The organism is Streptomyces albidochromogenes, assembly GCF_005981925.1.
Lineage (GTDB): Bacteria > Actinomycetota > Actinomycetes > Streptomycetales > Streptomycetaceae > Streptomyces > Streptomyces albidochromogenes.
Genome location: NZ_VBVX01000317.1, coordinates 1 through 7203 on the forward strand (window position 1 = coordinate 1; position 7203 = coordinate 7203).

The 7203-nt window shown below is 69.5% G+C and carries 7 protein-coding genes; 5 read left to right on the top strand and 2 right to left on the bottom strand.

Annotation, left to right across the window (positions count from 1 at the left end; genetic code table 11):
* The first annotated feature begins 312 nt into the window (after window positions 1-312).
* The 4 genes from phoH2 (at window position 313) to E2E34_RS28575 (ending at window position 5008) form a co-directional block, all read left to right on the top strand.
* Window positions 313-1635 carry an RNA 5'-3' helicase PhoH2 gene (gene phoH2 / locus E2E34_RS28560; protein WP_138904776.1) on the top strand — a complete coding sequence of 441 codons (1323 nt, stop codon included), beginning with the start codon at window positions 313-315 and terminating at the stop codon, window positions 1633-1635.
* A gap of 416 nt (window positions 1636-2051) precedes the next feature.
* Entirely contained in the window at window positions 2052-2792 is a 741-nt protein-coding gene (locus E2E34_RS28565) for an aggregation-promoting factor C-terminal-like domain-containing protein (RefSeq protein WP_138904777.1), read from the top strand.
* Window positions 2793-2921: 129 nt separating this feature from the next.
* A complete protein-coding gene (locus tag E2E34_RS28570) occupies window positions 2922-4271 on the top strand; it encodes an AI-2E family transporter (protein WP_138904778.1) in 1350 nt (449 codons plus the stop codon).
* A complete protein-coding gene (locus E2E34_RS28575; RefSeq protein ID WP_138904779.1) occupies window positions 4268-5008 on the top strand; it encodes a hypothetical protein in 741 nt (246 codons plus the stop codon). Before E2E34_RS28570 ends, E2E34_RS28575 begins: the two co-directional genes overlap by 4 nt.
* 78 nt (window positions 5009-5086) lie before the next feature.
* On the opposite strand, the gene E2E34_RS28580 is transcribed toward E2E34_RS28575, so the two are convergent.
* Together E2E34_RS28580 and E2E34_RS28585 are read right to left on the bottom strand one after the other, a co-directional pair.
* Window positions 5087-5620 carry an alkyl hydroperoxide reductase gene (locus E2E34_RS28580; protein WP_138904780.1) on the bottom strand — a complete coding sequence of 178 codons (534 nt, stop codon included), beginning with the start codon at window positions 5618-5620 and terminating at the stop codon, window positions 5087-5089.
* A 52-nt stretch (window positions 5621-5672) separates the two neighbouring features.
* Window positions 5673-6227 (bottom strand): peroxiredoxin, encoded by a 555-nt coding sequence (locus E2E34_RS28585; protein WP_093799289.1) that lies wholly within the window; start codon window positions 6225-6227, stop codon window positions 5673-5675.
* A gap of 132 nt (window positions 6228-6359) precedes the next feature.
* Between E2E34_RS28585 and E2E34_RS28590 the strand changes: the two genes are divergently transcribed.
* A partial coding sequence (locus E2E34_RS28590) for a LysR substrate-binding domain-containing protein (protein ID WP_439333694.1) occupies window positions 6360-7203 on the top strand: 844 nt, incomplete at its 3' end.

Below are 7203 nucleotides of genomic sequence, written 5' to 3' on the forward strand. Positions count from 1 at the left end.
CCCTCGAACGCCCGCCTTGCGAGCACACCACGGGCCCTCGGAGAAGTTCCGCCTCACGACGTGTCATATGCCATGGCATGGCGGCGGGCGTTCGAGGGAATACCCCTTCCAGGTCGACGTCCGGTCCACGGACGCCGTATCTCAGTGAGCGGCAAGTCCGCTCGCCCGGGAGGCCCGTTGCACCAGGACGACCACGCGCTGAGTGTGGACGAAGCGGAGGGCCGGAGTTCGGCCCGCGCATCGTGGCCGAGTCCGGTTCCACCGCTCGCGACGCCGTCGCACCCGACCTCAGCCGAGGGGGTACGTCCTTCCGTGGTGACCAGTACAAAGCGCCGCATGCCCGACAGGCGCACTTACGTTCTCGACACCAGCGTCCTGCTGGCCGACCCGAACGCCATGACCCGGTTCGACGAGCACGAGGTCGTGCTCCCGATCGTCGTGGTCACGGAGTTGGAGGCCAAGAGGCACCATCCGGAGCTCGGCTACTTCGCCCGGCAGGCCCTGCGCCTGCTCGACGACTGCCGCGTGCGGTACGGACGTCTCGATGCCCCCATTCCCGTGGGCGACCTGGGCGGAACGGTACGTGTCGAGCTCAACCACTCCGATCCCGGCGTGCTCCCGGCCGGCTATCGATTGGGGGACAACGACTCAAGGATCCTGGCGGTGGCGCGCAACCTCCAGGCCGAAGGGTTCGACGTCACTGTCGTGTCGAAAGACCTGCCGCTGAGGATCAAGGCGTCCTCGGTCGGACTGCTCGCCGAGGAGTACCGCGCCGAGCTCGCCATCACCGACTCCGGCTGGACCGGGATGACGGAACTGTCGCTCAGTGCCGAGCAGGTGGATCTGCTCTTCACGGAGGAGACGGTGTACGAACCGGCCGCCGCCGACCTTCCCGTGCATACGGGCCTGGTGATCCAGTCCGAGCGCGGCAAGGCGCTGGGCCGGGTCACCGCCGAGGGGACGATCAGGCTCGTACGCGGCGACCGGGAGGCCTTCGGCATCCACGGACGCAGTGCCGAGCAGCGGATAGCGCTGGATCTGCTCCTCGACCCGGACGTCGGGATCGTCTCGATGGGAGGCCGGGCCGGCACCGGCAAGTCGGCGCTGGCGCTGTGCGCGGGCCTGGAGGCCGTGCTGGAGCGCCGGCAGCACAAGAAGGTGATGGTCTTCCGGCCGCTGTACGCGGTCGGCGGCCAGGAGCTCGGCTACCTGCCGGGGTCCGAGTCCGAGAAGATGAGCCCCTGGGCGCAGGCGGTCTTCGACACGCTCTCGGCCGTGGCGGGCCGCGAGGTGATCGAGGAGGTGCTGGGGCGCGGCATGCTCGAAGTGCTGCCGCTCACGCACATCCGGGGCCGCTCGCTGCACGACGCGTTCGTGATCGTGGACGAGGCCCAGTCGCTGGAACGGAACGTCCTGTTGACCGTTCTGTCCAGGATCGGGGCGAATTCGCGGGTGGTGCTGACCCACGACGTGGCGCAGCGCGACAACCTGCGGGTCGGCCGGTACGACGGAGTGGTCGCCGTCGTCGAGAAGTTGAAGGGCCATCCGCTCTTCGCCCATGTCACCCTCACCCGCTCGGAGCGGTCGCAGATCGCCGCGCTGGTGACCGAAATGCTGGAGGACGTACACCTCTGACCCCATACCGGTCCCCCATCTGATCCCATAAGGGGACAAGGGAGTTGGCGCCGCCCGGCAGGACGCAGGATCCTAGCCGGGCGGCGTCCTGCTGCGCTCAATCTTCCGTAAAACTGCTGGTGTAAACGGCGTGTGAGCTTTCCCACGCAACGAAGAATTGCTTCGCGGCGTCTGGTTCCGGCAGAGTCTTGCTTCCGTCAGGCCCCGCATACGGCACACCCGCATCTTCAGGGATGCAGCACCACACAACTCAACAGCCGTCGCCGTATGCCGCCCGAGTTACTACGCGGCGCTCCCGCAAAGGAGTTGCCCACCGGGTCCGCGCCTCCCGTGATCTAGCGACAGGGGAGGCCAGCGCCAGGGGCACGATTGCGTCCGCGAGGTCACCCGAGCGGGCACTGCTGGAAGGAAACCGTGTGAGCCGGATTTCGGTCCGGGGATTCGCCGTGGCTTCGGCTACCGCGGTCACCACTGTCGGCGCCGTTGTGGGCGTCGCCTCGGGCGACACTCAGCCCTCGAACGACAACTTCGAGGCGACCGCAGCCGACACGACGCTCCTCGCAGACATCCCTGCCGGCCAGCAGGCCCAGGTGCAGACCGCGTCCCTGACGCAGCAGGCCGACGCGCAGGCCTACGCCGCCGACGTGACCGCGAAGAAGTCCGCGGAGGAATCGGCCCGTCTCCAGGCCGCCAAGGACGCCAAGTCCAAGAAGGAGGCCGCCGAGGCGAAGGCCGAGGCCGCCGCCGAGGCCAAGGCGAAGGCGAAGGCCGAAGCCGAGGCGAAGGAGCGCGAGGAGGAGAAGCAGGCCGCGGCCAGCCGCTCCGCGACGCGTGACGCCTCCAGCTTCGCCGCCAAGGGTTCGTACACCGTCGCCGAGGTCCAGGCCATGGCGCGGCAGATGGTCCCCGGTGACCAGTTCCAGTGCTTCAGCAACATCGTGAACCACGAGTCCACGTGGAACTACCAGGCGCAGAACCCTTCGTCCGGTGCCTACGGCCTCGTGCAGGCGCTGCCCGGCTCCAAGATGTCGTCCGCGGGCGCCGACTGGCAGACCAACCCGGCCACCCAGATCAAGTGGGGCCTGAACTACATGGACGAGCGCTACGGCAGCCCCTGCGGCGCGTGGTCGTTCTGGCAGGCCAACCACTGGTACTAGGTCCCAGCGGGTCGTTCGACCTCGCGGAGCCCCTCACCGTCCTACGGTGAGGGGCTCCGCGCGTGTACCGTCGGGGGCGGGTGTCTCCCCGGGGGGAGCGAGCGGGCGACGGGGAGAAGAGAGAGCGACATGTCTACACAGCAGCCAGGGGCGCAGCCGGGGCCGGGATGGCTCAGCCGTACGGGCGCGAAGCTCACCCGCATGGGAGAGCTGCTGAACGAGCGCCGTGCCGCGGCCGAGGCGGAGTCCGCCGACGGACCGGGCGTCCGGGGCGCGGCGGACGGCGGCATCGACCACGTCCCCGCACCGCCCTCCTACGCTCCCGCCGTGGCCGCGAGACCCGAGCCCGTCGACGCCGTTCCGTGGGGGATGCGCGTCGCGGCGGAGGCCGGCTGGCGGCTGCTCGTCCTGGCGGGCACGCTCTGGGTGCTGATGAAGGTCATCAGCGCCGTACAGCTGGTGGTCCTCGCCTTCGTCGCGGCGCTCCTCGTCACCGCGATGCTCCAGCCCACCGTCGCCCGGCTGCGGCGGATCGGGCTGCCGCGCGGGCTCGCCACCGCCGTCACCGCGATCCTCGGCTTCGTGATCATGGGCCTGGTCGGCTGGTTCGTGGTGTGGCAGGTCATGGAGAACATCGACAACCTCTCCGAGCGCATCAAGGACGGCATCGAGGAGACGAAGCGCTGGCTGCTCAACAGCCCGTTCCATGTCACCGAGGACCAGATCAACGACATCGCGAAGAACCTCAGCGACGCGGTGGGCACCAACACGGAGGAGATCACCTCGGCGGGTCTGCAGGGCGTCACGGTGATGGTGGAGGTCCTGACCGGGATCCTGCTCGCGATGTTCTCGACGCTCTTCCTGCTGTACGACGGGAAGCGCATCTGGCACTGGACGCTGCGGCTGGTCCCGGCGCAGGCCCGGCCCGGCGTCGCGGGCGCGGGGCCGCGCGCGTGGCGCACGCTCACCGCGTACGTGCGGGGCACGGTGATAGTCGCGCTGATCGACGCGATATTCATCGGGCTGGGGATCTGGTTCCTCGATGTACCGATGGCCGTGCCGCTCGCCGTCTTCATCTTCCTGTTCGCGTTCATCCCGCTGGTCGGCGCGGTCATGTCGGGCGCGCTGGCGGTCGTCGTGGCGCTGGTGACCCAGGGGGTGTTCACGGCGCTGATGGTCCTGGCCGTCGTGCTGGCCGTCCAGCAGATCGAGGGCCATGTGCTCCAGCCGTTCATCCTCGGCCGCGCGGTGCGGGTGCACCCGCTGGCCGTCGTCCTCGCGGTCGCGGCGGGCGGCCTCGTCGCCGGCATCGGCGGCGCGGTGGTCGCGGTGCCGCTGGTGGCGGTGACCAACACGGTGGTCGGCTACCTGCGGGCGTACAGCATGGAGACGGCCCTGCGCGCGGCTCCCGCGCCGGGACCCGAGGTGGTGCCCCAACCGGCCGCGGCGCAGGGCGAGGCGGCGGCGGTACAGGAATGATCTCCGAGCCGGAGATGGTGGGGGACTCCGCCGCCTGGCCGGAACCGGAGACCGCGACGGGCGAGACCCGCCCGCCGCGGCGGCCCGGCCCCAGGCCGTGGTGGTGGGCCCTGGGCGGCGCGGTGGCGGCGTCGGTGGTGTGGGCGGGCGTTCTGTACGCGTACGGTCCGGCGGCCGGCGCGGTCGACCTGCGCGGGTACCGCGTGGCCGAGGACCTGTGCGCGAAGGTCGAGCTGCGTGCCCTGTCGACCGAACTCGGGAAGCGGTCCGAGGCCCCGGGGGAGATGCTCGACGAGCACAGCGCGCTGGACAAGATCACCTGCGGGTTCCACTTCGTCCCCCGGGGGAAGCCCGCCGAGGAGGGGGTCTCGGTGCAGTACGGGGTGGAGCTCGTGCTTGAAACGCACAAGAAGACCGATCCGGAGCCGGAGTTCGAGGCACTGGTCGAACAGCCCAGCTGGCTGGACGGGCTGCCGCCCCGGCCGGAGGAAGTCCCCGCGCTCGGCGAGAAGGCGTTCCTGACCGGGACGGGGGAGGGCGAGGACCCGCGTCTGCGGGTGCTGGACGGGGGAGCGGTGTTCTCGCTCACGGTCAGCGCCGAGGTCAGCTACGACGAGGACTACTTCGAGAACGCGTCGGGCGACGTGGCGGAGCCCGATACGGACCTGTCGGCGATGCCGCCCCTCATGGTGGAGGACATGCGGGAGCTCATGGCCGTGTTCAAGGGCGAGGTCTGACGCACGCGAAAGGGGCCCCGCGGACACGATGTCCGCGGGGCCCCTCACGTACGCGAAGCTGTCGCGCCGACCGGCTGACTACTCGGCCATCAGGGCTTCGGAGTCGATGGTCACGCCGACGGCCTGGATCACCGATGCGATCTTGACCGCTTCCTGGATGGTCTCGCGCTCGACACCCGCCTTGCGCAGGACCTGCTCGTGCGAGTCGAGGCACTGGCCGCAGCCGTTGATCGCGGAGACCGCGAGGGACCACAGCTCGAAGTCGACCTTCTCGACGCCCGGGTTGCCGATGACGTTCATCCGCAGACCGGCGCGCAGCGTCCCGTACTCCGGGTCGGAGAGCAGGTGGCGCGTGCGGTAGAAGACGTTGTTCATCGCCATGATCGCGGCGGCGGACTTGGCGGCCTGGTACGCCTCGGGCTTGAGGTTGGCCTTCGCCTCCGGCTCCAGCTCACGCAGCACCCTGGGCGAGCGCGAGGCGATCGCGCAGGCCAGGACGGTGCCCCAGAGCTGCTGCTGCGGCAGGTCGCTGTTGCCGATGACCGAGCCCAGGTTGAGGCGCAGGTCCTTGGCGTAGTCCGGTATGGCGGACTTCAGTTCGTCGAGTGCCATGTCAGATCGGTTCCGTTCTGTGGTCCGTACGGGCGGGCGTGCTTCGGGGTTCTTACTCGCCCGAGAGCAGCGCGACCGGGTCGAGGGTGTTCTCGCCCTTGGTCCAGTTGCACGGGCAGAGCTCGTCCGTCTGGAGCGCGTCGAGGACCCGGAGGACCTCCTTGGGGTTACGGCCCACGGAACCGGCGGTCACCATCGTGAACTGGATCTCGTTGTTCGGGTCGACGATGAAGACGGCGCGCTGCGCGAAGCCGTCCTCGCCCTCGATGCCGAGGTCACGCATGAGCTCGTGCTTCGAGTCGGCCAGCATCGGGAACGGCAGGTCGGTCAGGTCCGGGTGGTCCTTGCGCCAGGCGTGGTGCACGAACTCGGAGTCACCGGAGAAGCCGAGGACCTGCGCGTCGCGGTCGGCGAACTCGTCGTTCAGCTTGCCGAAGGCGGCGATCTCGGTGGGGCAGACGAAGGTGAAGTCCTTGGGCCACGCGAAGACGACGCGCCACTTGCCCTCGTAGGACTTGTGGTTGATCTGCTCGAACTCCTTGCCGGCCTCGAGGGAGACACAGGCGGTGAGGTCGTACGTGGGGAACTGGTCACCAACAGTGAGCACGCGCGCTCCTTGCAGAGAGGGAAATCCCGATTCAGGGGTTTCCTGGGGGTTGGACGGATCCCCACAGTGACACAGGAAGCATTGATCGCAGAAATAGCTAGACTGGCTTGATCCGATCGGAGGTGGTTATCAGTGGCCAGTAGTAAGGGGAACGGCGTCAGTCCCGTCGCCGGCGTGGGCGGTGCCAGGGGCAAGCAGCCCAGCCTGTCTCAGCTGCGGGCGTTCGCCGCCGTGGCGGAGTATCTGCACTTCAGGGACGCGGCCGCCGCGATCGGCATGAGCCAGCCGGCTCTGTCGGGGGCGGTCTCCGCGCTGGAGGACGCACTGGGGGTGCAACTCGTCGAGCGTACGACGCGCAAGGTGCTGCTGTCTCCGGCGGGGGAGCGGCTCGCGGTGCGGGCGAGGGCCGTGCTGGACGCGGTGGGCGAGCTGATGGAGGAGGCCGCGGCGGTACGGGCGCCCTTCACCGGGGTGCTCCGGCTCGGGGTGATCCCGACGGTGGCGCCGTACCTGCTGCCGACCGTGCTCACGCTCGTGCACGAGCGGTACCCGGACCTCGACCTCCAGGTGCACGAGGAGCAGACGTCGTCGCTGCTGGAGGGGCTGGCGGCGGGACGGCTCGACCTGCTGCTGCTCGCGGTGCCGCTGGGAGTGCCGGGGGTGACCGAACTGCCCCTGTTCGACGAGGACTTCGTCCTGGTGACGCCTCGCGAGCACTGGCTCGGCGGGCGGGAGGACATCCCGCGCGACGCGCTCAAGGAGCTGCATCTGCTGCTGCTCGACGAGGGGCACTGCCTGCGGGACCAGGCCCTCGACATCTGCCGGGAGGCGGGCCGCACGGAGGGGGCGCCCCTGGGCGACCAGGTCGGCGATGACCTCACGTGCCACGTCCAGGCGTGCCGCCCGCTCGTCGGGCGACTCGTGGGTAAGCGGACCGCGGAACAGATCGCGGTCGATACCTGCGGGCAGCTCTTCA

What these genes read in the sequence shown, in the direction of transcription:
- E2E34_RS28570 (WP_138904778.1), top strand. Translation starts at nt 2,922, where the DNA reads ATGTCTACACAGCAGCCAGGGGCGCAGCCGGGGCCGGGATGGCTCAGC.
- E2E34_RS28575 (WP_138904779.1), top strand. Translation starts at nt 4,268, where the DNA reads ATGATCTCCGAGCCGGAGATGGTGGGGGACTCCGCCGCCTGGCCGGAA.
- E2E34_RS28580 (WP_138904780.1), bottom strand. Translation starts at nt 5,620, where the DNA reads ATGGCACTCGACGAACTGAAGTCCGCCATACCGGACTACGCCAAGGAC.